18 protein-coding genes are annotated in these 24,696 nt (G+C 74.6%); 8 read left to right on the forward strand and 10 right to left on the reverse strand.

Annotated elements, in window-relative coordinates; translation table 11 throughout:
• Nucleotides 1–5 precede the first annotated feature (5 nt).
• From ABT232_RS22255 to ABT232_RS22265, 3 genes are all read right to left on the reverse strand, one after another.
• On the reverse strand, nt 6–4,544 hold the full coding sequence (locus ABT232_RS22255; protein WP_351842622.1) for an aminotransferase class I/II-fold pyridoxal phosphate-dependent enzyme: 4,539 nt from the start codon (nt 4,542–4,544) through the stop codon (nt 6–8).
• Between the two features lie 287 nt (nt 4,545–4,831).
• Entirely contained in the window at nt 4,832–5,929 is a 1,098-nt protein-coding gene (galE, locus tag ABT232_RS22260) for a UDP-glucose 4-epimerase GalE (RefSeq protein WP_351842516.1), read from the reverse strand.
• Nucleotides 5,926–6,492 carry a hypothetical protein gene (locus ABT232_RS22265; protein ID WP_351842518.1) on the reverse strand — a complete coding sequence of 189 codons (567 nt, stop codon included), beginning with the start codon at nt 6,490–6,492 and terminating at the stop codon, nt 5,926–5,928. The genes galE and ABT232_RS22265 overlap by 4 nt, the downstream gene beginning before the upstream one ends.
• Before the next feature lie 117 nt (nt 6,493–6,609).
• Here ABT232_RS22265 and ABT232_RS22270 point away from each other — a divergent pair, with 117 nt between their 5' ends.
• Nucleotides 6,610–7,446, forward strand: a complete 837-nt coding sequence (locus ABT232_RS22270; RefSeq protein ID WP_351842520.1) for a TetR/AcrR family transcriptional regulator C-terminal domain-containing protein — start codon at nt 6,610–6,612, stop codon at nt 7,444–7,446.
• 60 nt (nt 7,447–7,506) lie between these two features.
• On the opposite strand, the gene ABT232_RS22275 is transcribed toward ABT232_RS22270, so the two are convergent.
• The 5 genes from ABT232_RS22275 to ABT232_RS22295 all read right to left on the reverse strand — a co-directional run bounded on the left by ABT232_RS22275 (nt 7,507) and on the right by ABT232_RS22295 (nt 11,236).
• Nucleotides 7,507–7,986, reverse strand: a complete 480-nt coding sequence (locus ABT232_RS22275) for a nucleoside deaminase (RefSeq protein ID WP_351842522.1) — start codon at nt 7,984–7,986, stop codon at nt 7,507–7,509.
• Between the two features lie 202 nt (nt 7,987–8,188).
• Complete coding sequence (locus tag ABT232_RS22280) at nt 8,189–8,458, reverse strand: GlsB/YeaQ/YmgE family stress response membrane protein (protein ID WP_351842524.1); 270 nt, start codon at nt 8,456–8,458, stop codon at nt 8,189–8,191.
• A 250-nt stretch (nt 8,459–8,708) separates the two neighbouring features.
• Entirely contained in the window at nt 8,709–9,149 is a 441-nt protein-coding gene (locus ABT232_RS22285) for an SPW repeat protein (RefSeq protein ID WP_351842526.1), read from the reverse strand.
• Nucleotides 9,150–9,251: 102 nt separating this feature from the next.
• Nucleotides 9,252–10,331: an acyl-CoA dehydrogenase family protein gene (locus tag ABT232_RS22290; protein ID WP_351842528.1), complete on the reverse strand. Its 1,080-nt coding sequence runs from the start codon at nt 10,329–10,331 to the stop codon at nt 9,252–9,254.
• A 317-nt stretch (nt 10,332–10,648) separates the two neighbouring features.
• Nucleotides 10,649–11,236: a sigma-70 family RNA polymerase sigma factor gene (locus ABT232_RS22295; protein WP_351842530.1), complete on the reverse strand. Its 588-nt coding sequence runs from the start codon at nt 11,234–11,236 to the stop codon at nt 10,649–10,651.
• 169 nt (nt 11,237–11,405) lie between these two features.
• On the opposite strand from ABT232_RS22295, the gene ABT232_RS22300 reads away from it, so the two are divergent.
• On the forward strand, nt 11,406–12,527 hold the full coding sequence (locus ABT232_RS22300) for a MerR family transcriptional regulator (protein ID WP_351842532.1): 1,122 nt from the start codon (nt 11,406–11,408) through the stop codon (nt 12,525–12,527).
• An 81-nt stretch (nt 12,528–12,608) separates the two neighbouring features.
• On the opposite strand, the gene ABT232_RS22305 is transcribed toward ABT232_RS22300, so the two are convergent.
• Nucleotides 12,609–13,979, reverse strand: a complete 1,371-nt coding sequence (locus tag ABT232_RS22305) for a cryptochrome/photolyase family protein (RefSeq protein WP_351842534.1) — start codon at nt 13,977–13,979, stop codon at nt 12,609–12,611.
• 137 nt (nt 13,980–14,116) lie between these two features.
• Nucleotides 14,117–15,667: an SDR family oxidoreductase gene (locus ABT232_RS22310; protein ID WP_351842536.1), complete on the reverse strand. Its 1,551-nt coding sequence runs from the start codon at nt 15,665–15,667 to the stop codon at nt 14,117–14,119.
• A gap of 213 nt (nt 15,668–15,880) precedes the next feature.
• Between ABT232_RS22310 and ABT232_RS22315 the strand changes: the two genes are divergently transcribed.
• The 6 genes from ABT232_RS22315 to ABT232_RS22340 all read left to right on the forward strand — a co-directional run bounded on the left by ABT232_RS22315 (nt 15,881) and on the right by ABT232_RS22340 (nt 24,680).
• Nucleotides 15,881–16,387: a MarR family winged helix-turn-helix transcriptional regulator gene (locus ABT232_RS22315; RefSeq protein ID WP_450871672.1), complete on the forward strand. Its 507-nt coding sequence runs from the start codon at nt 15,881–15,883 to the stop codon at nt 16,385–16,387.
• Nucleotides 16,388–16,935: 548 nt separating this feature from the next.
• Entirely contained in the window at nt 16,936–19,050 is a 2,115-nt protein-coding gene (locus tag ABT232_RS22320; protein WP_351842538.1) for an MMPL family transporter, read from the forward strand.
• Between the two features lie 92 nt (nt 19,051–19,142).
• Entirely contained in the window at nt 19,143–19,931 is a 789-nt protein-coding gene (locus ABT232_RS22325) for a SigB/SigF/SigG family RNA polymerase sigma factor (protein ID WP_351842540.1), read from the forward strand.
• 162 nt (nt 19,932–20,093) lie between these two features.
• Nucleotides 20,094–21,416: an aldehyde dehydrogenase family protein gene (locus ABT232_RS22330; RefSeq protein WP_351842542.1), complete on the forward strand. Its 1,323-nt coding sequence runs from the start codon at nt 20,094–20,096 to the stop codon at nt 21,414–21,416.
• A 53-nt stretch (nt 21,417–21,469) separates the two neighbouring features.
• A complete protein-coding gene (polX, locus tag ABT232_RS22335; RefSeq protein ID WP_351842544.1) occupies nt 21,470–23,230 on the forward strand; it encodes a DNA polymerase/3'-5' exonuclease PolX in 1,761 nt (586 codons plus the stop codon).
• 37 nt (nt 23,231–23,267) lie between these two features.
• The gene (locus ABT232_RS22340; protein WP_351842546.1) at nt 23,268–24,680 is read left to right on the forward strand and encodes an RtcB family protein; all 1,413 of its coding nucleotides are present in this window, start codon (nt 23,268–23,270) and stop codon (nt 24,678–24,680) included.
• Nucleotides 24,681–24,696: the final 16 nt, after the last annotated feature.

Raw genomic sequence — 24,696 nt, forward strand, 5'->3', positions numbered from 1 at the left:
GCGGTTCAGCTCCTCGTCTCCCGGGCGGCCCGGCTCCGGCTCCGCGTCCGCAGCGGGAAGCGGGCGGCCAGCCGGGCCAGCACGGTGTTGAGCCGGTCGATGTCCTCGTCCGAGTTGAGCGCGGTGACCTGCACGCGGAAACCGACCCGGTCGCGCGGGACCAGCGGATAGGCCGCGAGCGTCACATAGATGCCCTCGCGCCACAGGAACGCGGCCACCGCGTCCAGGTCGCCCGGATCGGCCAGCGGGATCTCCACGATCGGCAGACCGTCGGTGTTGAGCGTGTCCACGTCCAGCGCGGCGAGCTGGTCCAGCACCCGGGCCGTCTTGCGGTACAGCTCGGCCCGGACGGAATCGCCGCGCCGGTCGTTGACCTCCAGCCCGGCCAGCGCCGTCGCCAGCGACGCGGTCGGGGACGGACCCGAGTACAGATAGGGGCCGGCGGCCGTCTTCAGCCGATTCTTCAGCGGCGTCGGCAGCGCCACGAAGGCCAGCAGCGACGAGTACGCCTTGGAGAACCCGCCGACCAGCACGATCCCGTCGTACGACTCCCCGGTGTGCCGCACCACGCTGTTGCCGCGCGACCCGTACGGGCACGGCTCGCCCGGGCCGCGTTCCCCGATCACGCCGAAGCCGTGTGCGTCGTCCACGTACAGCGTGGCTCCGTGGGCCCGGCAGACCGCGGCCAGCGCCGGCAGGCCGGGCACGTTGCCGCTCATGCTGTCGACGCCGTCCATGCACACCAGCCGGGCCGACCCGGCGGGCACCGCGGCGAGCAGACGGTCCAGTTCGTCGGGCCGGTCGGCGTGGAAGCGGCGCACGGTGGCGCCCTGGCCGCGCGCCACCGCGCAGCCGTCGTACACCGTGCGGTGCGCGGTCGCCTCGACGAACACATGCCCGCGGTCGGCCAGCACCGGGATCACCGAGGCGTGGATCAGCGTCGCCGTCGGCAGCAGCAGGGTGTCGGGGGCGCCGAGCAGTGCCGCCAGCCGCTCCTCGATCCGCGGGTACAGGCGCGGGCTGCCCAGCAGCCGGGACCAGCTGGGGTGCGTGCCCCACCGGCGCAGCGCGGGCTCCACCGCGGCGGTGATCTCCGGGTCCCAGTCGAAGCCCAGGTAGTTGCAGGAGGCGTAGTCGATCAGCCAGTGGTCGCCGCTGCGGATGTGCCGGCCGCGCACCTCGTCGAGCACCGCGTCGCTCATCGGACTGGTGGCGCGCAGGCGTTCGAGGTCGGCCCGGCGGGTGTCGCGCCGGGCGGGAGCGCGGGTGCCGGTGATGCTGGGGGTGCTGGTGGCGCTGGGGGTGCCCGTCCTGGTGGCCGCTCGTCGGGTGCCGTCGGTGCGGCGCAGTACCCGCGCGCTCTGCTCCACCGTCATCGGCCTCGCGAACAGGTACCCCTGCCCGAACCGGCAGCCCATCCCGGCCAGCGCGTCCCGCTGCGCCGGGGCCTCGATGCCCTCGGCGATCACCTGGAGCCCCAGGGTGTCGGCGATCCGCACGATGCCCTCGACCAGCGCGACCTGCCGGGCGTCGGCGGGCAGATCGTCGATGAAGGACTTGTCGATCTTCAGTACGTCGATGGGGAAGTCCCGCAGATAGCGGAGCGAGGAGAAGCCGGTGCCGAAGTCGTCGACGGCGATCTGCACGCCCATCTCCTTGAGCGCGTGCAGCACCGCCTGGATCCGGTCGTCCTGGCGCAGCAGCACCGTCTCGGTCAGCTCCAGCTGGAGCGAGCCCGGCGCCAGCCCCGGCGTGCCCAGCGCCCGCCCGACCTGGTCGAGGAACCCGGCGTCACGGAACTGCCGGGCGGAGACGTTCACACTGACGTACGGCCGACCGGGCCGGCCGTTCCCCCGGCGCCGTGCGTGCGCGTTCTGGAGCTCCGCCATGTCCCGCACCGCGTGTTCCAGCACCCAGCCGCCGAGCGCCGCGATCTGTCCGGTCTCCTCGGCCAGGGCGATGAACTGCTGGGGAGCGACCTGCGGGTGCGGCGGACGGGGCCAGCGCACCAGCGCCTCGAACCCGACGACGTCACCCGCGGTGATGTCCACCACCGGCTGGTAGCGCAGCGCGAACTCCTTCCCGGCGACCGCCCGGGCGAGCCGGCTCTGCAGGTCGTGCCGCTCCACCATCCGGGTGTGCAGCATCGGCCGGAAGCGCCGCCACTGGCGTTTCCCGGCCGCCTTCGCCGCGTACAGGGCGAGGTCGGCGTGGCGCAGCAGTTCCTCGGCGTCGCGGCTGTCGCGGGCGGTGGCCACTCCGACGCTGGCGGAGACCGTCACCGTCCCGTCGCCGAGGACGAAGGGCCGGGTGAGGGTCTGGATCACCTGCGCGGCCAGCAGTTCGGCGTCGACGGGCCGGCGGGCGTCCTCCATCAGCACCGCGAACTCGTCCCCGCCGAGCCGGGCCGCGGTGTCGCTGCGCCGCAGGGTCCTCGTCAGCCGGTCGCCGACCGCGACCAGCAGCCGGTCGCCCGCGGAGTGCCCCATGGTGTCGTTGACCAGCTTGAAGTCGTCCAGGTCCACGAAGAGCAGACAGGTCAGGGACGATCCGCGGCGCCCGCGCAGCAGGGCGCGTTCGACCCGCTCCAGCAGCAGCGTCCGGTTGGGCAGACCCGTCAGCGAGTCGTGGAAGGCCCGCTGGGTCAGCTCGTGCTCCAGCCGCCGCTGCTCGGTCACGTCGCGCAGGGTGACCACCAGTCCGGCGACGGTCGGCTCGTCCCGGAAGTCGCTGCACCGCACCTCGACCTCGACCCGGCCGCCCGGCCGGGGCACCCACCAGTGGTCGTGGCTGTCCCGCGGCCCGCGCTCGCGCACCGCCGTCAGCTCCCGCGCCGCCCGCTCCCGGTCCGCCGGCGCCAGCAGCCCGGGCAGCGACCGGCCGGTCAGCTCAGCGGTGCCGAAGACGCTCGCCGCGGACGGGCTGGCGTACCGGACGGTGTCGTCGTCCTCCAGGATCAGGATGACGTCCGAGGCGTTGCGGACCAGGGTGCGGAAGTAGGCCTCGCTCTCGCGGCGGACGACCTCCTGCCGCAGCACCACACGCTCCATGGCCAGCCCCGCGTGGGAGGCCAGGATGTCCAGCGACCGCCGGCTCTCGGTGAGCCGCCGGGCCGGTCCCGCCACCAGCAGCACACCCGGCAGCTCACCGGGCGGCCCGTCGGGCGGTGTCATCGGGCAGACCAGCACGGCGGGCAGCCGGGGCGTGCCGGGGCGCCCGGCCGGGTCGGCGGGGTCGGCCGGGTCGACGGGGTCGGCCGGGTCAACGGGGTCGGCCGGGTCGGTCGAGTCGGCCGGACTAAGCGGATCAGCCGCGTCGGCCGGATCAGCCAGGTAGGCCGGATCAGCCGACCCGGCCGGATCAGCCGCGACGGCCGGGTCGGCCTGCCCGGTCAGCTCGGCGGCCAGGTCGGGGCCGAGGTCGGCCGGGCTGACCAGGCGGGCCGGCGGCAGGGTGAGGCCGGCGCAGCGCTCGGCGGGCAGCAGCAGGGTGCGGTGCGGGGTGGCGGGGCCCAGCAGGGTGTCCACGGCCGCTTCGCAGGAGCGGCAGACCTCCTCCCGGCGGACCGCCGACATCAGGGAGGCGGCGGCCCGGCGCAGCGCGAGTTCCCGGGCGACGGCCCGGCGGTGGGCCACGACCATGCCGGCCAGCCGCAGGATCACCAGCAGGAACAGCAGCCCGGAGAACACGGCGATCACCGGTGCGTGGTCGGCGGCGCCCGCCAGCCCCTCGTACAGCAGGATGGCCGGGGCGATCAGGGTGGCCAGGGCGAGCAGGACCAGGCGGTGGCGCGGCGGCAGCAGGGTCTCCGGCCGGGGCGCGGGGGCGGTCAGGCGGACCATCGAGGGGTGCAGCGCGGCCAGCCCCCAGGCCGTGTAGAAGACGATCCAGCCGGAGTCGGTCAGCGTGCCGGCCTGCCACATCCCGTTGAGCTGGAGGATGCCGTACGCGATGTCGAAGCCGAGCAGGGTCACCGTGCCGAGCACCAGCAGCTGCACCGAGCGGTTGCCGGCGTCCGCCGCACTCGGTGTCAGCAGCCGGGCCAGCAGGGCGAGGAGCAGGACGTCGCCGAGCGGGTAGGCGATGCTGATGGCGCGTTGCTCCCAGGTCAGCCCCTCCACCTCGGTCAGCGGCTGCACCAGGTACACCCACACGGGCAGGGCCAGTCCGGCGGTGAGGATCAGCGCGTCCAGCAGGCTGGGCAGGTCGCGGCCCGCCCACCGGTGGCGCAGCAGGCCGGACAGGCCGATCGCGAACAGCGGGTAGGTGGCGAGGTAGCAAGCGTCCGCGGGCGACGGGAACGGGTTGGAGGCGTCGAAGTACTCCTCCATGACGTTGTAGTAGGTGTCGCCGCCGACGAAGGCGACCAGCCCGGCCGCCAGCACCCACCAGGGCCAGGGACGGGCGGGGCGGTGCAGGCGGGCTCCGGTGAGGATCGCGCCGGCGCCCGCGAGGCCGATCACGGCCCACAGCGGGGTGCGGGTCGCCGGGACCGTCATGTAGACGACGGCGCAGACCGCGACCAGCGCGACATGAGCGGCCATCAGCCGCCGGGCCGGCAGCAAGGACAAGCGCCTCCCCGCACCGGAGGAGACCGGGCCGTCGGCCAGGTCAGGGTCCTTCCCGATCGTAGGCATCGCCGGCCGGCCCCTGCATCTCGGACGGGCGACGGCGGTCCGGGCGGCCCTGGTGCGCGGTGGCGGGGGAGGGTGCCTGCGGGGCGTGACGCCGGTGTGCCTGGTCCCGTGTGGTGGGGGTGGCGGGTGCCTGCGGGGCGTGACGCCGGTGTGCCTGGTCCCGTGCGGTGGGGGCGGAGGGTGTCCGCGGGGCGTCACGCCGGTGTGCCCGGCCGGCGGGCGGACCCGGCGTAGCCGTCCGGGTTGAGCCGCTGGAACCGCCAGGCGTCCCGGCACATCGCGGCGAGGTCGCGGGCGGGCCGCCAGCCCCAGGCACGGTGCACCGCGCCCGCGTCCGCGACCAGCTCGGGAACGTCGTCCGGGCGGCGCCCGACGATCTCGTACGGGACGGCCCGGCCGCAGACCGCGCCGAACGCGGAGACCACGTCGAGCACCGAACTGCCCCTGCCGGTGCCGAGGTTGAACACCTGCATGCCGGGCCGGTCGGTCAGGTGGTCCAGGGCCAGCCGGTGCGCCTCGGCGGTGTCCATGACGTGCAGATAGTCCCGGACCGGGGTGCCGTCAGGTGTCGGATGGTCGCCGCCGAACACCCGCAGCCGCTCGCGGCGGCCGACGGCGACCTGGGCGACGCGGGGCATCAGATGGCCGGGTTCGCCGCCGGGGTCCTCGCCGAGCAGCCCGCTGGGGTGGGCGCCGGCCTGGTCGGAGTGGCGCAGGCACAGCACGCTCAGGCCGGGCCAGTCGCGGCAGACGCCCGCGAGGATCTGTTCGCACAGCCATTTGGAGGCGGCGTACGGATGGAGCGGGCGGGCCGGCGTCGACTCGTCGAGCGGGCCGCGGCCGGCGGGGCCGTAGAGGGAGCAGGAGGAGGAGAACACCAGCCGGCGCACATCGTGTTCGTGCATCGCCGACAGCAGGGAGGTGGTGCCTCCGACGTTGGTGTCGTAGCACCGCACGGGCGCCCGCGCGGACCCGCCCACGGCCTTGTGCGTGGCGAGGTGCAGCACGGCGTCCACGGGGTGCCGGTCGAAGACGGCCGAGAGGGCTCGCCGGTCACGGACGTCGAGCTCGTAGACGGCACCGACGAAGCGGCCCGCGAGGCGTTCGACCCGGGTGAGCACCTGCGGTGTGCTGTGGGAGAAGTCGTCGACGACGATCACTTCGTAGCCGTGGTCGAGGAGTTCGACGCAGGTGTGGCTGCCGACGAAGCCGGCCCCGCCGGTCACCAGGACCGTCGAGAGCGGATCGGCCCAGGACGCTGCGAAGGCGGTGCCGTCGAGCACCCCGCTCACCCGGCCGCCTGGCGGGAGGGCCGGCCCCGCGCGGCCCGGAGGCCGTGGGCGAAGGCGCCGCATACGCTGGGTGCGGCGCCGTGCCCGGACGCGGGGCCGGCGAACGGGCGGACCGTTCCGGCCGGGTGGTCGTGCCGGGGCACAGGGGCGTACCGCTCGCGCGCCCTGCCCCGGAGCTCGGGGAAGCCGATGGGGGTCCGGTCGAGGATGCGGTCGCCGTCCTCGCAGCGGGGGCGCCGCGGCCGGCCGGCCCGATGCCGGTCCGCGGCTCCGCGCCGCGAGGGCGTCCGCGCGAGATGGGTCCGGCACCGCCGCGCGGTCTCCTCGGTGGGTCCCTCCTCGCACCGCCGTACGCCGTGGTCGTACGGGTGGTCCTGGCGGGCCGCCGTCCGCGGACTGCGGCGGCGGGTGGGCCAGGGCTCCGAGGGTGCGCGGGCCACGACGAAGGCGACCGGCAGCAAGGGGATCGCCAGGCCGGGACTCACCCGGCGCGCCCTCGGCGCGGGGAGGGAGGACTGCGTCGGCTCGACCCGGGACGGGCCGGCCGGACTGCTGTGCGTCATGGGAACGCTCCGACGCTGTACGCTGCGGCCGTATGTTTACGACGTATATGTACGACTTTGCGCCTATCGTTCTGTTGCGTCAAGACGGGCTGAGGAGGGGAAGTGAGGTGACGGTCGATGGCTGAGGGGTCGGCGGGGCGGACCGGCGGTCCGGGGCGCCGGGCCAGTGACCGCGGCCGCTACGGCAGGCTGAGCCGAGAGCGGGTGCTGGCCTCCGCGCTGGAGATCGTCGACCGGGACGGACTGTCCGGGCTGAGCATGCGCCGGCTCGGCGCGGAACTGGGCGTCGAGGCGATGGCGCTCTACCGCTACGCCTCCGGTAAGGACGCGTTGCTCGACGGGCTGGTGGAGGCCTTCTGCCGCGAGCTCGAGCAGGATCTGGGCGAGGAGCCGGAGCGGTCCCCGGCGTCGGGGCGGCGGGCGGAGCCGGCGCGGGCCCCGGACCGGGAGGTGGGGCCGGCGCGGGCCCCGGATCGGGAGGTGGAGGCGGCGGAGGCCCTGGATCGGCGGGTGGAATCGGGGCAGGCCGCCGACTGGCGGGCGGAGCTGCGGCGCATCGCGCTCACCACGCACCGGGTGGCGCTGCGGCATCCCCATGTGGTGCCGCTGCTCGCCACCCGGCTGCTGTCGACGCCGCTCGCCCGTCGTCCGGCGGCCGTACTGCGCAGCGACGAGCGGATCCTCGCGCTGCTCGCCGAGGCGGGGCTGAGTGAGCGTCAGGCGGTCGGACTGCACCGGGCGTTCACCGCCTGGCTGCTCGGCTCGCTGCTGGTGGAACTGCGCGCCATGGACGACGCCCCCGAGGAGCCCGATCCCGCGTTCCGGATCGGCCTGCACCGCATCCCGGCCCGCGAACTGCCCCACCTGCGCGCCACGGCCCTCGCGATGGCCGAGCCGGGCGGACCGGGGTTCCTGGTGGACGGGCTGGACGCGCTGCTGGAGCGGTTCGGTTAGGCCGATCGGTCCCGGCCGTGCCCAGTGGCCGCGCTCCGCGGCTGTGACCGGCGGCAGTGCTCAGCGGTTGTGGAAGCGCTGGTGCAACCGCTTCACCGCGTCTGTCAGTTCGGGCACCGGGCCGTCCACGGGCACGCCGGGCGCGACCTCGTCGATCGGCAGGGTGCGCACCGGGGGAGCGGGGACGCCGAGTTCGCCGAGCCAGTCGGCGAGCTGCTGCGAGGACGCGACGTACACGATCCGGCCGAGGCCCACCCAGGCGTGCGCGGCCGCGCACATCGGGCAGTGCTCGCCGGAGGTGTACACGGTGGCCGCCGCCCGCTCCTCGGGCGACAGATGCGCGGCCGACCAGCGGGCCAGTTCGAACTCCGGGTGCCGGGTGCGGTCGCCGGACGCCACCCGGTTGTGGTCCTCGGCGAGCACCGTGCCGTCCGCGCCGACCAGCACCGAACCGAACGGCTCGTCACCGGCCTCCAGCGCCTGCTCCGCCAGTTCCACGCAGCGCCGCAGGTACGGCAGTTCGGCGTCCCGCACGGCCATCGCGGCCTCCTCTTTCGCGTCGTGATCTTCGCCGACGCCAGCCTACGCGCCCCCGCGCCGGGCATGGCGAAGGGCGGCCGACGGACCGTCGCCGGGCACGGCGAAGGCGGAGCGCCGGCCCGGCACCGGCCGGACATCCGTCCGCCGGTTCGCCCCGCAGGGCTCGCCGTGCTGCGCTCCGCCTTCGACCCGCCGCTGTCCGTCAGTGCCGCGCGCCCACCTTGGACCGGTCGAGCGCGGCCACGCCCAGGGCGGCCAGGGCGATCTGGATGAGCCATTCGACCCAGTCGACGCCGTCCGTGTCGCCCACGCCCATGGCCGAGGCGAGCGCCGAACCGATCAGCGCGGCCACGATGCCGACCAGGATGGTCCACAGGATGCCGATGCGCTGACGGCCGGGTATCACGAGCCGTCCCAGAACGCCGATCACGATACCGATGACAAGGGCACTGATGATGCCCGAGATCTCCATGCCGACCCCTTCCGCCGAGTGCCGTCCTACGGCTTCTTCCGACCTCTTCGAGAATTCGTTGAGGGAGTTGTGAAGAATCCCTCGCTGCCGTGCGTGTGCCCCGTGGATGCCGGACCAGTCCGCTTCGGTGCCGCATTGATCAACAGGGCCCGTGGACGGGTGGGGCCGGGCATGGGTGAGGCCGGTCCGCGCGGGCCGGCCTCACCGTTTCTCCTTGTCGGTCTTGACGTGTCGTCGGTCCGGACTGTCGCTAGCGCCTGGGAGAGGCCTTCGCCGCCGTGCCGGCGCAGACCATTCCCAGTGCGAGGGCGAGGACGCCGATGATGATGTTGTTCCACACGACGCCCGCGTCCGGATTGTCGCCGACGATCCAGGGCGCGATGATCATCCAGGCGCCCAGCGCGCAGCAGGCCCAGCTCAGGCCGTACATGCGTTCCGGAGCCCGAGTGAAGCCGAGGGCCAGCATGCCGATCGCGATGCCGATGATCAGATTGTGCGGAACGAGGGCGGGCTGGCTGGTCGTGTAGTGGACGATCCACGGGGACACGGCGCAGTACAGACCCAGCAGGAACACCGGTCCGTCCACGAGCGCCACATCGCGACCGCCGAGCACGCGGGCGTACCGCTCCCGCATTTCCGGTGCGTCCGGGTGGCTGGTCATGTCACCTCGGGTGGGCGAGACATTGGCCATGATGCGTCTCCTTTGACTCTCAGGCCCGACCGCGTCTGACGCGGCATGCGGTGAGCGCCGCTTATGTCCATTCTGCTCTTATTTCACCCTTATGTGTAGAGGTCAGGGGTGTGCGGCAGTGTCCGGTTCGGCGGTCCCGCCGAGCGCGGCGAGATGCGCCTCCCGGACCGGTGCCGTCTGGCCCTGTACCAGCAGGAACATCGCCTCGCGCGCCAGCCGCTGCGCCGGGGAGTCCAGCCCCATCGTCCGGCCGCCCCCGGCCACCACCGCCGCGGTCGTCACCGCGCGCATCAGGTCGTACGCCAGGGTCCGCAGCGCCAGCCGCTCCTCGATCCGCTCGTGCGGTACGGGATGGTCGGCGAGTGCGTACGCTTGCCGGCGCACCTCGTCGAGCCGGGCGCGCAGCGCGGCCGCCGTCTCCTCGGTGCCGGGCGCGCCGTCCAGCAGCCGCAGCGCCGCGTACGCCACACCGAAGACGGCCGGAGAGGTGTTGGTGCTGCGTGGCACATCGGTGCGGGCGAACCGCTCCTGCGGCGTGCGCAGCACCACCGCCTCCTCGGGCACCCACAGGCCGTCCAGCTCCAGGGCCACCGTCCGCGCGGCCGTCAGCGCGGCGAGCCGCATCGGCGCGGAGGCGACCAGCCCCGGCTGCTCGCGGGCCTCGGTGAACGCGAACACCACCTCGGCAGCGTCGGTGACGCCCGCGAGCAGCATCACGTCGTTCAGGCCCCAGCCGGTGTACCAGGGCACCCGCCCGTCGAACCGCCAGCCGCCCCGCTCGGCCGCCGCCCGCACCGGGACCCGCGGGAAGGCGCGGACATGGGCGTACGCGATGCCCGCCAGCAACTCGCCGGTCGCCAGCGGGCGCAGCAGCCGCTCCCTCACCGGCAGCTCGGAGCGGGCCAGCATCCGCACCGGCGTGTGGTGCTGGGTCTGGACGAACCAGGTCGAGCCGCACGCCCCGGCCAGCACCTCCTGGATCTCCCGGGCCACCCCGTCCGGCGCGCCCGCCCCGCCGTACTCCGGCGGCGCGCTCACCCCGAGCACCCCGGACTCCCGTACGGCGGCCAGGTGGCTCGCGGGCACGCCGCCCTCCTGGTCGACGCGTTCGGCGTGCGGCACGAGCAGGTCCTCGGCGAGCCGGCGGGCACGGGCGACGAGCGGGTGCGGTGTGGTGGTCATGCGGTCATTGTTCCGGGGCGGTGCGTTCCCGGACGGTGGGTTTCGGGGCGGTGGGTTCTGGGGCGGTGGCTCCGGCGTTGGCTCCGGCGTTGGGTTCCGGGGCGCCTGCTCCGGCGTTGCCGTCCCCGGCCGCGGGCGGTCGCCCCCGGGGAGCACCGACCCTCCCCGGGGGCGCGCGGGGAGCAGTGCCCGGCTCCCCGGTCACGGCGGCCGGTCGTCCGGCGCCGTGTGACTCACTTCCGCCGGTGCGGGCCGTACGGATGCACCCGGACGCGCCGGATCGGCCGGGTTCGGAAGGGAGGGTCTCTCACCCCGAGTCAGTGGCCCTGTTCCTGCTGGAGGCAGTCGCGCAGGCGGTGCAGGCCGCGCCGGGCGTGGCTCTTGACCGTGCCCAGCGGCCAGCCGGTGCGCTCGGCGATCTCGACCTGGGTCAGATCCTCGTAGAACGCCAGCCGCAGCACCCGCTGCTGCGGCGCCGGGAGCCGGGACAGCTCGTGCCGGACGAGCACCCGGTCCAGCGCGGCCTCGGGGCGTTCGGCGCCGGGGTCCGCGAGCAGCAGCGCCGAGCCCGCCGAGGCGAGCAGATCGAGGCGGCGGGTCCGCGCGGACAGCGCGTCGGCGATCCTGCGGCGGGTGATCCCGACGATCCACCCGGCGACCGTGCCGCGCTCCGGCCGATAGGTGCGGCGCCCGCGCCACACCCCGAGGAAGACCTGCTGGGTGACGTCCTCCGCCTCCTTGGCGTCCCCGAGCGAGCGCCAGGCCAACGCGTGCACCAGCGGCGACCACCGGCGGTAGGCGACGGCGAGGCTCGCCGCGTCCCCCGCGGCCAGCCCACGGGCCAGCTCCGCCTCGTCGTCAGCCGCCGAGCCGGCCGGCGGCTCCGCCTCGTCGACCGGGCTCATCTCGGCGACTCCTCACCTGGGCGCGAGCCGCCCGGCGCCGGCGCTGCGGGACGCCTGCCACCAGGGCGGATTCCGGAACGTCTGCCGGGGCGCGCCCCGGTGCCGCCATCGTCCGAGCCGCCCCGTGCACGCCTCAAATCGCATCGTTTGTGCGTCGTATAGTCGGCGCATGGGCGACCCCGGGCAGAACGAACAGCGGCGACCCGTTCCCGCGGCGGCTCCGCCGCCCGGCGAGACGGGCCTGACCACGGGGGCGGTGGCACGCCGCCTCGGGGTGTCGCCCACGACCCTGCGCTCCTGGGACCGCAGATACGGCATCGGCCCCGCTGCCCGTGTCGACGGCCGGCACCGCCGCTGGTCGCCCGCGGACGTGGCGATGCTGGAGACCATGTGCCGGCTGACGTCGGCGGGCGTGCCGCCGGGGGAGGCGGCCCGCGCCGTGCGGCAGGGCGGCGTCACGCCTTCCGTCCAGCCCGGGAACGGCGGTCGCCCGGTGGGCGGTTTCGCGCCGGAGCACTTCGCCCCGGTGGACGAGCCGAGCCGTCACCGGGCGCGCGGCACCGCGCCGGACCACTTGCCCGAGGTGGACCAGCCGGGCCGGTCGCGAGCGGCCGGATCCCTTCCTCTCGGGGACGTGCGCCAGGAGTGCCGGGGTCTCGCCCGCGCCGCGGTGCGGCTGGACGCGCCGGCGGTCGAGGAGCAGCTGGCCGCGGCGGTGGCGGAGCACGGACTCACCGTCGCCTGGCAGGAGGTGATGGTGCCGACGCTGCACGCCGTGGGGCGCAAGTGGGCGTCGTCCGGCGACCGGTACGTCGAGGTCGAGCACCTGCTGTCCTGGCACGTGTCCACCACCCTGCGCCGCTGCACCCGGCCACCGCTGCCGCGGTACGGGGCCGTCGCCGGGCCGGTGCTGCTGGCCTGCGTCCCCGGTGAGCAGCACACCCTGCCGCTGGAGGCGCTGAACGCCGGACTGAGCGAACGGGGCCTGCCGGCCAGGATGTTCGGCGCGGCCGTCCCGGCGGAGGCGCTGGCCGCGGCGGTGCGACGGATCGGCCCGGCGGCCGTCGTGCTGTGGGCCCAGGCCCGCTCCACCGCGAGCCTGCCGCTGGCCCGGCACGTCGCGGAGACCCGGTGGGGCGTACAGGGCGCTCGCCGGCAGCCGCTGATGGTCCTGGGCGGCCCCGGCTGGGCCGGCCGCTCGGCACGCGGCATGCTGCGGCCGACGTGCCTGGCGGATGCGTTGGACATGCTGGCGGGGGCGTACGGGGCGCATGCTGTCGCGCCGGGCTGAGGGTTGAGGGTTGAGCGCTGAGGGCTGTCGCAGCGGTGTGCCGCGGTGCCCTCTCGGTCGTCGGCTGTGCTGCCCTGTCCCTCAGTCCCGCTCCCGTGCCCGCTTGAAGCGGGACAGGCCCTCGGCGAGGTCGATGATCGGGTCCGGGTAGTCGATCGAGGCGCGTTCGCGGCCCAGTTTCCACGGTTCGTGCACCGCCGGGCCCGTCACCTCCCGCAGTTCCGGCACCCAGCGGCGGACGTACGTGCCGTCCGGGTCGTACCGCTTCGCCTGGATGACGGGGTTGAGCACCCGGTTCGGCCGGGTGTCGGTGCCGGTGCCGGCCATCCACTGCCAGTTGAGCTGGTTGTTGGCGAGGTCGCCGTCCACCAGCAGGTCCAGGAAGTGGCGGGCGCCGATGCGCCAGTCGACGTACAGCGTCTTGGTCAGGAAACTCGCCGTCAGCAGGCGTCCCCGGTTGTGCATCCAGCCCTCGTGGCGCAGCTGGCGCATCGCCGCGTCGACGATGGGGTAGCCGGTCAGGCCCTCGCGCCATGCCTCGATGTCGCCGTGCGCGGTGCGTTCGGTGCGCCAGCGGTCGTGCTTGGTGCGGTAGTCGTCGGCCGACGCTGTCGGGCGGGCGGCCAGCACCTGGCGGTGGAAGTCCCGCCAGGCGAGCTGCCGTACGAACGCCTCGGCGCCCGCACCGCCGGTCCGGCGGGCCCGGTGGACCAGCTCGACGGGGGAGAGGGTGCCGAAGTGCAGGTGCGGGGAGAGGCGCGAGGTGGAGTCGCCCGCCAGGTCGTCCTGGCTGTCGGTGTACGCGGCGAGGCCGGAGCGCAGCCAGGCCGTGAGCCGCTGCCTGCCCTCCTTCTCGCCGCCGGCGGCCAGCCCCTCCGACCGCCCGGCCACCTCCTCACGCGTGGGCAGGTCCTCCGACGCGATGCCGTCGGGGACCCGCACCACCCGCGGCGCGGCGAGCGCTTCGCGCAGCCGGTACTGCGACCAGTGCCGGAAGTACGGCGTGAACACCGCGAAGTGGTCGGAGGTGGACGGGGTCAGCGTGCCCGGGGTGACCGCCCAGCTCACCGTGTCGTGGACGTGCAGCCGGCGCCCCTCCGCCTCCAGTGCCCGGCGCAGCCGCTCCTCGCGGCGGTGCGCGAACGCGCTGACGTCGGCCGCCAGATGGACCTCGTCGGCGTCGGTCTCGGCGGCCACCCGGCAGACCTCCTCCACCACGTCGCCCGAGCGCACGACGAGCCGTCCGCCCCGTTCGCGCAGCCCCGCGTCGAGGTCGCGCAGGCAGTCCGCGAGGAACGCCAGCCGGTTCGGCGCGTCGAACCCGGCGGCGGACACGGACCGGTCGCGTACGAACAGCGGGACCACCTCACGGGCGTCGTCCAAGGCGGCGCGCAGCGGCGGATGGTCGTGCAGCCGCAGATCGCAGGTGAACAGGACGACCGAGACGTTCATGTGAGGGCTCCGAGGCGACGGACGGGGAGAGGGGGAGAGGGGGCGAGGGGCGGGGGAGGCGGGCGAGGGGCAGGGGGGCGGGCGAGGGGGTGTCGGGGCAGCGGGCGCGGAGGGTCGGCGGCGCCTGGGGTTCAGGGTCAGCGGGCGCCCGAGCGCGGGCGGCCTGCGGGGGCCGGTTGCGCGGCGGTGGACGGCTGGGCGGCGGCGGCCCGCGCGATGTTGCGGGCCATCCCGCCGAACACCACGGCGTGGAACGGCGACACGCCCCACCAGTACGCCTGGCCGAGCAGCCCGTGCGGATGGAACAGCGCGCGCTGCCGGTACCGGGTGCGGCCGGACGGGTCGGTCTCGCAGTACATCTCCAGCCAGGCCAGGCCCGGCAGCCGCATCTCGGCACGCAGCCGCAGCAGCCGCCCGCGGTCGATCTCCTCCACCCGCCAGAAGTCCAGCGAGTCACCGGCCCGCAGCCGCTGCGCGTCCCGGCGCCCGCGCCGCAGGCCCACGCCGCCGACGAGCCGGTCCAGCCAGCCGCGCAGCGCCCAGGCGACCGGGAAGGAGTACCAGCCGTTGTCGCCGCCGATGCCCTCGATGACCTGCCACAGCGCCTCGGAGGAGGCGTCCATGGTGATCTCCCGCTCGTCGGTGTAGAGGCTGCCGCCCGCCCAGTTGGGGTCGGTGGGCAGCGGGTCGCTGGGTGCGCCGGGGAGCGAGGCATTGGTCCAGCGGGTGGTGACCTGGGCGTTCTTCACGCGTTGCAGCGCCAGCCGTACCGCCTCGTCGAAGCCGAGCGGATGCCCGGGCGGGTCCGGGACGTAGCGCGCGATGTCGTGTTCGTGGCAGACGACCTCGTGGCGCAGCGACTCGGCGAGCGGGCGGGCGATCGACGCGGGCACCGGGGTGACCAGACCGACCCAGTGGCTCGACAGTCCGGGCGTCAGCACCGGCACCGGGACGACGAAGCGCCGCGGCAGGCCGGCGACCTGCGCGTACCGCAGCATCATGTCGCGGTAGGTCAGCACCTCCGGGCCGCCGAGGTCGAAGGTCCGGTTCACCTCCGGGGGCATGTCCGCGCTGCCGACCAGGGCGCGCAGCACGTCCCGTACGGCGACCGGCTGGATGCGGGTGTGCACCCAGCTCGGGGTGACCATCACGGGCAGCCGCTCGGTGAGGTAGCGCAGCATCTCGAAGGAGGCCGAGCCCGAGCCGAGGATCACCGCGGCCCGCAGCACGGTGGTGGGGACGCCGGAGTCCAGCAGGATGCGGCCGACCTCGGCGCGGGAGCGCAGATGCGGTGAGAGCTCCCGCTCGGGGACGCCCGCCGGGGTGAGGCCGCCCAGGTAGACGATGCGCCGCACGCCCGCGGCGCGCGCCTGCCGGGCGAAGATCCGTGCGGCCCGCCGGTCGGTGTCCTCGAAGTCCTTGCCCGTGCCCAGGGCGTGCACCAGGTAGTAGGCGACGTCCACGTCCCGCAGCGCGGCGGCGACCGACGCGTCGTCGGTGACGTCGCCGCGGACGATCTCCGCCTCGCCCGCCCAGGGGTGGTCCCGCAGTTTGTCGGGGGAGCGGGCCAGACAGCGCACCCGGAGTCCGGCCGCGAGCAGCTCCGGGACCAGCCGGCCGCCGATGTAGCCGCTCGCGCCGGTCACCAGGGCGCGTGGGCCCTCTCCTGCCGTCGCGTCACCGTTCATCGGCTCGGATCCCTTTCGTGTCCTGCGCACTGGCCCGCGGGTCTTCGTGCGCGCGGGTTTCTCAGATGACTTCCACCAACGGCGCGGTTCCGGATGCGGTGACGCCCGGGTGGCGGGTCGGCCGTCTGTGCCCCCGGCCGGCCCCGGTGGGCGCCCGGCCCGTCCCCGGCACCGGTTTCCCCAGGCCGGGGCGGGGTTCTATAGGCTGCTCGCGTGGCCACAGCAGACGACCGGGAACAGCCCGCACGGCGGACGGAACCCCCCGTGGGCGCCGTGCCCGACCTGCCGTCCTTCGCCGTGCACCTGCGAAGGCTCAACGGTGAGCTCAACCGGCTGATGCAGGGCTTCGCCGGTGACCACGGTCTGCACGCCACGGACGTCCACGCCCTCGCCGCGATCCTGGACGCGGAGGAACCGATGACTCCGGGGCGGTTGCGCGAGCACCTGGGGCTGACCTCCGGCGCGGTCACGGCCTGCGTGGACCGGCTGGAGCGCGCCGGGCACATCCGGCGGGTCCGGGAGAGCGCCGACCGCCGGGTGGTGCACCTGCGCTACGCGGCCGACGCCCGCCCGGCCGCGCGGCTCTACTTCCGTCCGCTGGCGGAGGCGACGCGGGCCGCCACCGATCAGTTCAGCACCGACGAGCTGGTCGTCGTGCTGCGCTTCCTCGCGGCGATGAACGAGCAACTGGGCGGCCTCAAGCCGCACCCGGGGGCGTGACGCGGCTCCCGCCTCAACAGGGGGCCTGAGGAGGCTCCCGCCTTACTAGGGGTCCTGAGGGGGCTGCCGCCTTGCCAGGGGTCCTGAGGGGGCTGCCGCCGTACCGGGGTTCTGGGCGGCTCTTGCACACCTGGATGTCGGAGGCGGCGGCCCCCGCGGCCCCCGACGTCCGAGGCGGCGGCCCCCGCGATCCCCGGCCTCCGAGCCCGGCCCCCGCGATCCCCGGCCTCCGAGGCCGGCCCCCGCGATCCCCGGTGTCCGAGGCCGGCCCCCGCGGCCCCCGGCGTCCGAGGCGCCCCCCGCGACCCCGGTGCCCGAGGCGGCTCTCGCCGCACCCCATGGTCCGCCTCCGCCATAGCCGGGAACCCGCTTCCAGAGAACGAGGGCCGGCTTCCGCATCCGGGGGCCGGTCGACGACGGAAGAGTGGGCGTCCTTTAGGATCGCCGAGCCGACAGATACTTCAATGATTGAGATTCTTTTCCGTTGAGTCTTTTTCGCTGAGTCATCACTCGACCACCCCCTCACACCCCCGCGGAGCTGGAGAACGATGTCCCCTAGCCCCCGACGAGCCCGTGTGCTCGTCCCGCTGCTGCTGCTCGCCGTCTGGCTGGGCATCGGCGCCACTCTCGGACCCTTCGCCGGACGGCTCGGCGAGGTCGCGACCAACGACCAGGCCGCCTTCCTTCCGCGCAGCGCCGAGTCCACCGAGGTCATCGACGAGCAGCGGGCCTTCCGCCAGGAGGAGACGCTGCCCGCGATCGTCGTGTGGACCGACGCCGAGGACGGGAGCGTGACGGACCGGCGTGCCGAGGCCGGCCGCGCCCTCGCCGGCCTCGCCGGCACGCCCGGCGTCGTAGGCCAGGTCTCCCCGGCCGTGCCCTCCGAGGACGCCAAGGCCCTCCAAGGCGTCGTCCAGCTGCGGCCCGACCTCGGCGACGGCCTGCCCGACGCGCTGGAACGGATAAGGGCCGCCGCCGAACGCGTGCCCGGCACCACGGTCCAGCTGGCCGGGCCCGCCGCGAGCCAGGCGGACCTCTCCGACGCCTTCGCCGGCATCGACGGCCTGCTGCTCGGCGTCGCGCTGATCACCGTCCTCGTCATCCTGCTGCTGGTCTACCGCAGCCTGCTGCTGCCCCTGGTGATCATCCTGGGCTCGGTGTTCGCGCTCGGCCTGGCCTGCGCGGTCGTCTACGCGCTCGCCGACCGCGACGTGCTGCGCGTCGACGGCCAGGTGCAGGGCATCCTCTCCATCCTCGTCATCGGCGCGGCCACCGACTACGCCCTCCTGGTCACCGCCCGCTACCGCGAGGAACTCGCCGCCCGCACCGACCGCTACGCGGCCGTCGTCGCCGCCCTGCGGCGGTCCTGGGGCGCCGTCGTGGCCAGCGCCGCCACCGTCGCCCTCGGCCTGCTGGCGCTGCTGCTCAGCGACCTGACCAACAACCGGGCGCTCGGCCCGGTCGGTGCCATCGGCATCGTCTGCGCCGTCGTCAGCTCGCTGACCTTCCTGCCCGCCGTGCTGGTCCTGCTCGGCAGGGCCGCCTACTGGCCCGCCAAGCCGCGCCCCGCCCAGGACCCGAGCGGCGGCACCGGCATCTGGCAGCGGATCGCCGGCCTGGTCGACCGGGCGCCGCGCCGGGTCTGGGCGGTGTCGCTCGCGGCCCTGCTGGCCTGCGCCGCGTTCGCGCCCACCCTCACCTCCAGGGGCGTACCGCTCGACGAGACCTTCGTGAACGACGCGCCCTCCGTCGCCGCGCAGGCCACCCTCGGCCGCCACTTCCCCGGTGGCTCAGGCAACCCCACCGTGGTCGTCGCGGACGCCGACCGGCTGCCCCAGGTCCTCACCGCGGCCAAGGCCACCGAGGGTGTCGCCGCGGCCGCCGGCGTCACCGAGAGCGGCCGCCCCGGCGGCGACCCCCTCGTCGTCGACGGCCGCGTCCGCGTCGACGTCACCCTGCGCGCCGCCGCCGACAGCGACGCCGCCAAGGACACCGTCGCCCGGCTGCGCACCGCCCTGCACGCCGTGCCCGGCGCCGACGCCAAGGTCGGCGGCTACACCGCGCAGCAGTACGACACCCTGCGGACCGCCGAGCGGGACCGCTCGCTCATCGTGCCCGTGGTGCTGGCGATCATCTTCGTCATCCTCACGCTGCTGCTCCGCTCGCTGCTGATGCCGGCTCTGCTGGTCGCGACGGTGGCCCTCAACTTCCTCGCCACGCTCGGCGTCTCGTCGCTGGTCTTCCGCCACGTGTTCGGCTTCGACGGCACCGACCCGTCCGTACCGCTGTACGGGTTCGTCTTCCTGGTCGCCCTCGGCGTCGACTACAACATCTTCCTGATGGACCGGGTCCGCGAGGAGTCCCTGCGGCACGGCGTCCGCCGGGGTGTGCTGCGCGGTCTGGTGAGCACCGGCGGGGTGATCACCTCCGCCGGAGTGGTGCTCGCGGCGACCTTCGCCGCGCTCGGGGTGATCCCGCTGGCGTTCCTGGCGCAGATCGCCTTCATCGTCGCCTTCGGCGTGCTGCTCGACACGCTCGTGGTCCGCTCCCTGCTGGTGCCCGCCCTGGTCCGGGACATCGGGCCGCGCGCGTGGTGGCCCGGACGCCTCTCCCGCACCCGGGACGGCGACGACGGCGCACCGGCGGGCGAAGCTCCGCGCTGAGGTGCGCATCCGGCGGCGCGGTCGGGACGGAAACAGAGGCGAGAGCGGCCCGCGACGGCCGCCGAGCCGACGCCCTGACCGAGGAGGCAACGGTGCCCGCACCGACCGAAGCGCTGACCCCGGCCGAGGCCAGGGACCGGTCCCGGCCGCTCTTCCTACGGCTCGGCGCGCTGCCGCAGGGCAGCGCGGAGCGCGCCGCCGTGCGCAACCGCCTCGTGGAGCTCAACCTCTGGATCGTCCGGCACGCGGTGCGCCGCATGCCGACCCGGCAGGAGCTCCACGAGGACGTCGTCCAGGTGGGGACCATCGGCCTGATCAAGGCCATCAACCGGTTCGACCCCTCGCTGGGCACGGAGTTCGCCGCCTTCGCGCTGCCCACCATCAGCGGCGAGATCAAGCGGTTCTACCGGGACACCACCTGGGCCGTGCACGTCCCCCGCCGCCTCCAGGACCGCCGGCTGACGCTCCGGGCGGCGGCGGAGGCCTTCGAGCAGACGCGGGGCCGCCCGCCGACCACGCAGGAACTCGCCCGCCGGACCGGCCTCGGCGAGAGCGAGATCCGTGACGCCCAGCGGGCGGCGGACGGCTACGACGCCCTGTCGCTGGACGCCCCGAGGCCGGACGACGACGGCTCGGACGGCTACGCCGACCGCCTCGGGGCGGAGGACCCCGCGCTCGCCCGCACCGACGACCTGCTCTCGCTGAAGCCGCTGATCGCCGCGCTGCCGGCGCGCGACCGCAGGATCCTGGCGCTGCGCTTCACCCATGAGATGACCCAGCAGCAGATCGGCCGGGAGCTGGGCGTCTCCCAGATGCAGGTCTCCCGGCTGCTGAGCCGCACCCTCACCCGGCTGCGCGCCGAGCTCCTGGCCGGGACCTGAGCGTCGCACGGCGGGCCCGCGCCCGCGGGAATGTATTTTGGTGCATGAAAGGTTGGCATACACATCGAGTCGTCGGCCGGCTTGTGTGCCGAGACACCCGAACCACCGGCGCACCACCCGCCCGGGCCCGCCCGGCCCGCCCTCCCACCCCAGTGAGGCACCGTGAACCACCCCGCCCCCGAGCAGCCCGCCGCCACCGTCGCCCGCCTGCGGGAGACCTTCCGCGGTGGCCGCACCAAGCCCGTCGAGTGGCGCACCGACCAGCTGCGCAGGCTGCGGGACATGCTCACGCAGAACGGCCCCGATCTGGCCGCCGCCCTCCACGCCGACCTCGGCAAGAGCACCACCGAGGCCTACCGCACCGAGATCGACTTCACGGTCCGCGAGATCGACCACACCCTCACCCACCTCGCCGACTGGCTGCGCCCCGAACCCGCCCCGGTCCCCGCCCACCTCGGCGCCGACGCCCGGGCCTGGACGCAGTACGACCCGCTCGGCGTCGTCCTGGTGATCGCCCCCTGGAACTATCCGGTCCAGCTGCTGCTCACCCCCGTGATCGGCGCCCTCGCCGCCGGCAACGCCGTGGTCGCCAAGCCCAGCGAGCTGGCCCCCGCCACCTCCGCCGCCCTGGCCCGGCTGCTCCCCGCCCACCTCGACACCGACGCCGTGGCCGTCGTCGAGGGCGGCGTCCCGGAGACCACCGCTCTGCTCGCCGAGCGCTTCGACCACATCTTCTACACCGGCAACGGCACCGTCGGCCGGATCGTCATGCGCGCCGCCGCCGAGCACCTCACCCCGGTCACCCTGGAGCTCGGCGGCAAGTCCCCGGCGTTCGTCGACCGCGACACCGACCTCGGCGTCGTCGCCGACCGGCTGGTCCGCGGCAAGTTCCTGAACGCCGGCCAGACCTGCGTCGCCCCCGACTACGTCCTGACCGACCCGGCGACCGCCGCGGCCCTCGAACCCGCGCTGGTCCGGGCCGTCGAAGCCCTGTTCGGCACCGACCCGGCGACCTCCACCGAGTTCGGCCGCATCGTCAACGAACGCCACTTCGACCGGCTCACCGGGCTGCTCGGCTCCGGCCGCGTCGTGGTCGGTGGCGAGAGCGACCGCACCGCCAAGTACCTCGCGCCCACCGTCCTCGCCGACGTCGACCCCGCCTCGCCCGTGATGCGGGAGGAGATCTTCGGGCCGATCCTGCCGATCGTCACCGTGCCCGGCCTGGACGAGGCGATCGGCTTCGTCAACGACCGCGACAAGCCCCTCGCCCTGTACGTCTTCACCGAGTCCGACGACACCCGGCGCCGCATCGCCGCCGAGACCTCCTCCGGCGGCCTCGGCTACGGCCTTCCGCTCGCCCATCTGACCGTCTCCGACCTGCCGTTCGGCGGGGTCGGGGAGAGCGGCATGGGCAACTACCACGGCCGCTGGTCCCTCGACACCTTCAGCCACCGCAAGGCGCTGCTGGAGAAGCCGCTCGGCTGAACCGGCGGGAACGCCCGGCCGCGCCCGGAGCGGCCCGTGCCTACCCTGGAGGAGTGGCTCGTTCCAACGACGAGGTCGCCGCGCTCTTCTCCGAGTACGCGGACCTGATCTCGATCACCGGAGGAGACGCGTTCAAGGCACGCGCCTACGAGAAGGCCGCCCGCGCGATCGGCGGCCACCACAGCGATGTCTCCGGCCTGGACGTCAAAGGGCTCCAGGAGATCCCCGGCGTCGGCAGGTCGGTCGCCGAGAAGGTCGCCGAGTACTTCCGCACCGGCCGGGTGACCGCCGTCGAGGAACTGCGGGCGAAGATCCCCGCGGGCGTCCGGCGCCTCACGGCGATCCCCACGCTCGGCCCGAAGAAAGCCCACCTGCTCCACGAGGAACTGGGCGTCGCCTCGGTCGACGAGCTCGTCGACGCCGTCCACGCCGAACGCCTGCGTGACCTGAAGGGCTTCGGGCCGAAGACCGAGGAGAACATCCTGCACGGCGTCGACCTGCTCCGGTCCGCCGGCGGCCGGGTCCTCGTGGACGTCGCCATGGACGCCGCCGAGACGGTCGTCGAGGCACTGTCCCAGGCCGACGGCTGCCGCCGCTGCGCCTACGCCGGCTCGCTGCGCCGGGTCCGCGAGACGATCCGCGACATCGACGTGCTGGTCGCCGCCGAGGACTCGGCGCCAATCATGCGCGCGTTCACCGAACTGCCCGACGTCACCGAGACCGTCGCCCGCGGCCGGACCAAGACGTCGGTGCGCACCACCCGGGGCCTCGCCGTCGACCTGCGGGTCGTCCCGCCGGACTCCTGGGGAGCGGCCCTTCAGTACTTCACCGGGTCCAAGGCCCACAACATCCGCACCCGCGAGCTCGCCGTCCGGCAGGGCCTCAAACTCTCCGAGTACGGCCTCTTCGACGCCGAGAGCGGCGAACGGATCGTCTCCGAGACGGAGGAGGACGTCTACGCCCGGCTCGGCCTGCCGTGGATCCCGCCCACCCTGCGCGAGGACCGCGGCGAGATCGAGGCCGGGCAGCGCGGCGAACTGCCCGAGCTGATCACCGAGGCGGACATCCGCGGCGACCTGCACACCCACACCGACCTCACCGACGGCCTCGCCCCGCTCGAGGACATGGTCGCCGCGGCCGCCGCGCGCGGCTACGCCTACTACGCCGTCACCGACCACGGCCCCGACATGGCCATGCAGCGCATGACCGACGAACGGATGCTCGCCCAGCGCGCACGCCTGAGGGAACTCGACGCCCACGGCAGGCAAGGAGGGCGGGCGGCCCACGGCGGGCGCGGCGGAATGCGGCTGCTGCACGGCGCGGAGCTGAACATCGGCCCCGACGGCGAGGTCGACTGGCCGGCGGAGTTCCTGGCCGGCTTCGACCTGTGCGTGGCCTCCGTGCACTCCCACTTCCACCAGGACCGCCAGGCACTGACCCACCGGATCGTCCGGGCCTGCGAGAACCCGTACGTCCACATCATCGGCCACCCCACCACCCGCGTCATCGGCAGGCGGCCCGGCATCGACGCCGACCTCGACGCGGTCTTCGCCGCCTGCGCCCGCACCGGCACCGCCCTGGAGATCAACGCCCACCCCGACCGGCTCGACCTGCGCGACGAGGACATCCTGCGGGCCAGGCGGCACGGTGTGAAGTTCGCCGTCGACAGCGACGCCCACGCCGTCCCCCACCTCGCCAACATGCGCTACGGCGTCGGCACCGCCCAGCGCGGCTGGCTCACCCCGGACGACGTGATCAACACCTGGCCGCTCACCCGACTGCGCCGCTTCCTCCGCGCCGGACGGCGGACCTGACCCGGCGCCCCCGGCGCCGCAGACCGCGAGGGAACCCATGGAACTCGTCGAGGAAACCCCGCACCGCTTCCGCCTCGACCGGCACGGCGCCATGCGGGTGCCCGGCGTGGTCTTCGCCTCCCGCGACCTGCTCGCCGACGCCGAACAGTCCCTGCGGCAGGTCGCCAACGTGGCCACCCTGCCCGGCATCGTCTCCGCCTCGTACGCCATGCCCGACATCCACTGGGGCTACGGCTTCCCCATCGGCGGCGTCGCCGCGACCGCCGTCGACGAGGGCGGCGTGATCTCACCCGGCGGAGTCGGCTTCGACATCTCGTGCGGAGTGCGGCTGCTGGCCGCCGACTGCGACCGCGCCGCACTGGCACCCGCCCTCGGCGCCGTCATGGACGGCCTGGACCGGGCCATCCCGCGCGGCGCCGGACCCGGCGGCGTCTGGCACCCCGCCGGCTCTGGCGAACTGGAGCACATCCTCGAGGGCGGCGCCCGGTACGCCGTACGGCAGGGCTACGGCGAGGAACGCGACCTGCTCCGCTGCGAGGACGGCGGCGCGGTCTCCGACGCCGACGTGCGCGAGGTCGGCGAACGGGCGCGCGAGCGCGGCCTCGGCCAGGTCGGCAGCCTTGGCTCCGCCAACCACTTCCTGGAGGTGCAGGAGGTCGCCGAGGTCTACGACGAGGCCGCCGCCGCGGCCTTCGGCATCGCCGCAGGACAGGTCTGCGTGATGATCCACTGCGGTTCGCGCGGGCTCGGCCACCAGATCTGCACCGACCACGTCCGCGCGATGGACCGCGCCATGGCCCGCTACCGCATCACCGTGCCCGACCGGCAGCTGGCCTGCACCCCCGTCGACTCGCCCGAGGGACGCGCCTACCTGGGCGCGATGGCCGCCGCCGCCAACTACGGCCGCGCCAACAGGCAGCTGCTCTCCCACGCCGCCCGCCGGATCTTCCGCCGGGCCGCGGGCGTCCACCTCTCCCTGGTGTACGACGTCTCCCACAACCTCGCCAAGCTGGAGACCCACGAGGTCGACGGCCGCCGCCGCCCGCTGTGCGTGCACCGCAAGGGCGCCACCCGCGCCTTCCCGCCCGGCCACCCCGACCTCCCCGCCGACCTGCGCGAGGCCGGGCAGCCCGTGCTGATCCCCGGCACCATGGGCACCGCCTCCTACGTCCTCGCCGGCGTCCCCGGCGGCGACGCCTTCGCCTCCACCTGCCACGGGGCCGGCCGCCGGATGAGCCGCCACGAGGCCGCCCGCACGGTCACCGGCAGAGAGCTGCGGGCCCGCCTGGAACGCGCCGGCATCGCCGTGCGGCCCCGCTCGTGGCGCGGCCTGTCCGAGGAGACACCGGAGGCGTACAAGGACGTCGGCGCGGTGGTGGCCGCGAGCGAGGGCGCGGGGCTGTGCCGGACGGTGGCACGGCTGGTGCCGCTGGGAGTGGTCAAGGGCTGACGCGCGCCGCACCCGG

It is taken from the genome of Streptomyces sp. NPDC001532 (assembly GCF_040298625.1).
Classification (GTDB): Bacteria; Actinomycetota; Actinomycetes; order Streptomycetales; family Streptomycetaceae; genus Streptomyces.

Bases quoted from the DNA above. Each gene is read 5' to 3' on its own strand.
- ABT232_RS22255 (WP_351842622.1), bottom strand. From the start codon at position 4,544: ATGGCCGCTCATGTCGCGCTGGTCGCGGTCTGCGCCGTCGTCTACATG.
- ABT232_RS22265 (WP_351842518.1), bottom strand. From the start codon at position 6,492: ATGACGCACAGCAGTCCGGCCGGCCCGTCCCGGGTCGAGCCGACGCAG.
- ABT232_RS22270 (WP_351842520.1), top strand. From the start codon at position 6,610: ATGGCTGAGGGGTCGGCGGGGCGGACCGGCGGTCCGGGGCGCCGGGCC.
- ABT232_RS22275 (WP_351842522.1), bottom strand. From the start codon at position 7,986: ATGGCCGTGCGGGACGCCGAACTGCCGTACCTGCGGCGCTGCGTGGAA.
- ABT232_RS22280 (WP_351842524.1), bottom strand. From the start codon at position 8,458: ATGGAGATCTCGGGCATCATCAGTGCCCTTGTCATCGGTATCGTGATC.
- ABT232_RS22285 (WP_351842526.1), bottom strand. From the start codon at position 9,149: ATGGCCAATGTCTCGCCCACCCGAGGTGACATGACCAGCCACCCGGAC.
- ABT232_RS22290 (WP_351842528.1), bottom strand. From the start codon at position 10,331: ATGACCACCACACCGCACCCGCTCGTCGCCCGTGCCCGCCGGCTCGCC.
- ABT232_RS22295 (WP_351842530.1), bottom strand. From the start codon at position 11,236: ATGAGCCCGGTCGACGAGGCGGAGCCGCCGGCCGGCTCGGCGGCTGAC.
- ABT232_RS22300 (WP_351842532.1), top strand. From the start codon at position 11,406: ATGGGCGACCCCGGGCAGAACGAACAGCGGCGACCCGTTCCCGCGGCG.
- ABT232_RS22305 (WP_351842534.1), bottom strand. From the start codon at position 13,979: ATGAACGTCTCGGTCGTCCTGTTCACCTGCGATCTGCGGCTGCACGAC.
- ABT232_RS22310 (WP_351842536.1), bottom strand. From the start codon at position 15,667: ATGAACGGTGACGCGACGGCAGGAGAGGGCCCACGCGCCCTGGTGACC.
- ABT232_RS22320 (WP_351842538.1), top strand. From the start codon at position 16,936: ATGTCCCCTAGCCCCCGACGAGCCCGTGTGCTCGTCCCGCTGCTGCTG.
- ABT232_RS22340 (WP_351842546.1), top strand. From the start codon at position 23,268: ATGGAACTCGTCGAGGAAACCCCGCACCGCTTCCGCCTCGACCGGCAC.